Origin of the sequence: Mesorhizobium sp. M0040, assembly GCF_040323505.1 — a bacterium.
Classification (GTDB): domain Bacteria; phylum Pseudomonadota; class Alphaproteobacteria; order Rhizobiales; family Rhizobiaceae; genus Mesorhizobium.
The window spans coordinates 1-1,339 of record NZ_JAMYVA010000129.1 but is presented as its reverse complement, the minus strand read 5'-3'; the positions used below and the strand labels follow the sequence as shown (position 1 = coordinate 1,339).

1 pseudogene is annotated in these 1,339 nt (G+C 65.6%); it reads right to left on the bottom strand.

The features are described from left to right. Positions 1-1,274 (bottom strand): annotated as a pseudogene (locus NKJ91_RS33575) (IS701 family transposase); the annotation flags it as partial. Between the last annotated feature and the right edge of the window lie 65 nt (positions 1,275-1,339).

The window sequence follows — 1,339 nt, the reverse complement described above, 5'->3', positions numbered from 1 at the left end:
GGCGGGTAGGCTCGGTTGGGGCGGCGGGCCGAGGATTCTTTTTTCCCCCTCCCGCTTGTTTGAGGCGGCGAGATTGCAGGAAGGCGTAGGCGATCATCGTCATCAGCGCGTGCCGGTGCAGGCCCGTCCATGAGCGCCCCTCGAAGTGGTCGAGGCCAAGTTCCTCCTTGAGCTGCTGATGCGCCTGTTCGCAGACCCAGCGCGCCTTGATGGCGCCTGCGATCTGCTTGAGCGAGGTGTCGGCGGGCAAGTTGGAGAGGTAGTATTTGCGCTCGCCGGTCGAGCGGTGCTCGCCGATCACCCAGACCTCCTCGCCAGGCAGATGCTGAGCGCCCATGTCGCGGATGCGCTGGGGTGGGCCATCTGCAACCCGGACACGGACAGCGGCGAAGCGGGCCGAGAGGCGGCCTTTGGTGCCACGCCGCCAACTGATCGTCCGCCATTGGGCTTTTTCCAGCATCGCCTGCGCGGTCATCGACTTCACATCGGGGATATGCCGGCGGCGCGGGCGGCCGTGTCCGGCAACGGGGAAGATCATCGCCACGTCGGCGGCATAGACCTTCTGCTTGAACGGGATACCGACGGCCCAGGTAAGGCCGCGCTCGGTGAGCGCCTGCCGGAAGGGGGCGCTCAAGCCATATCCGGCATCGGCGAGCACGCAGCCAAAGCGTAAGCCGGCTGCGCGAGCCCGGTCGATCTCGGCCAGCGCGATTTCGGGCTTGGTCCTGTAGGCACGATGGCCCTCGGGCACACCGGCACGGTCGAGCCGGGCGGGATCGGAAGTCCAGCTCTCGGGCAGAAACAGTCGCAGCCCCACCATGACCGGCACTTCGCCAGAGGCCAGCGTCAGCGACACCAGCGTCTGGCAGTTGGCGTTCTTGCCAAGCGCCGAGGCATATTGCGGCGCGACGCCGACCGAGTGGCGCCCCTTCTTGGGGAGCGCGGTGCCGTCCACGATCAGCCACGCATCGTTCCCCCCAACTTGTCTGTCGGCCTCCGCGAGCAGCACCTTCTCCAGCGGCGCAGCATCCCACACGCCGCTCGCGACGAAGTGGTGCAACTGGTCATAGTTGACGCCTGCGTCGCGCGCCGCCATCGGTTGGACGCTCTTGCGATCCCCAAGGCCAATCAGCCCAGCAATATAGGCCGGACACATCCGCGCACGCGTCTTGTGCCTCAACGCCGAGACGAACGGCTCAAGCCACCGCTCCAGATCGAGTTGCCAATCCCTGTTCATGGCCGGCCCCTCCAACAGCCGACCTCTCATGAATCACGCAAAACCGCTCTTGGGAATCCTCGAAACGCTCCCGGAGCTAAAAATCTGCCAAAGTAGTGCTAG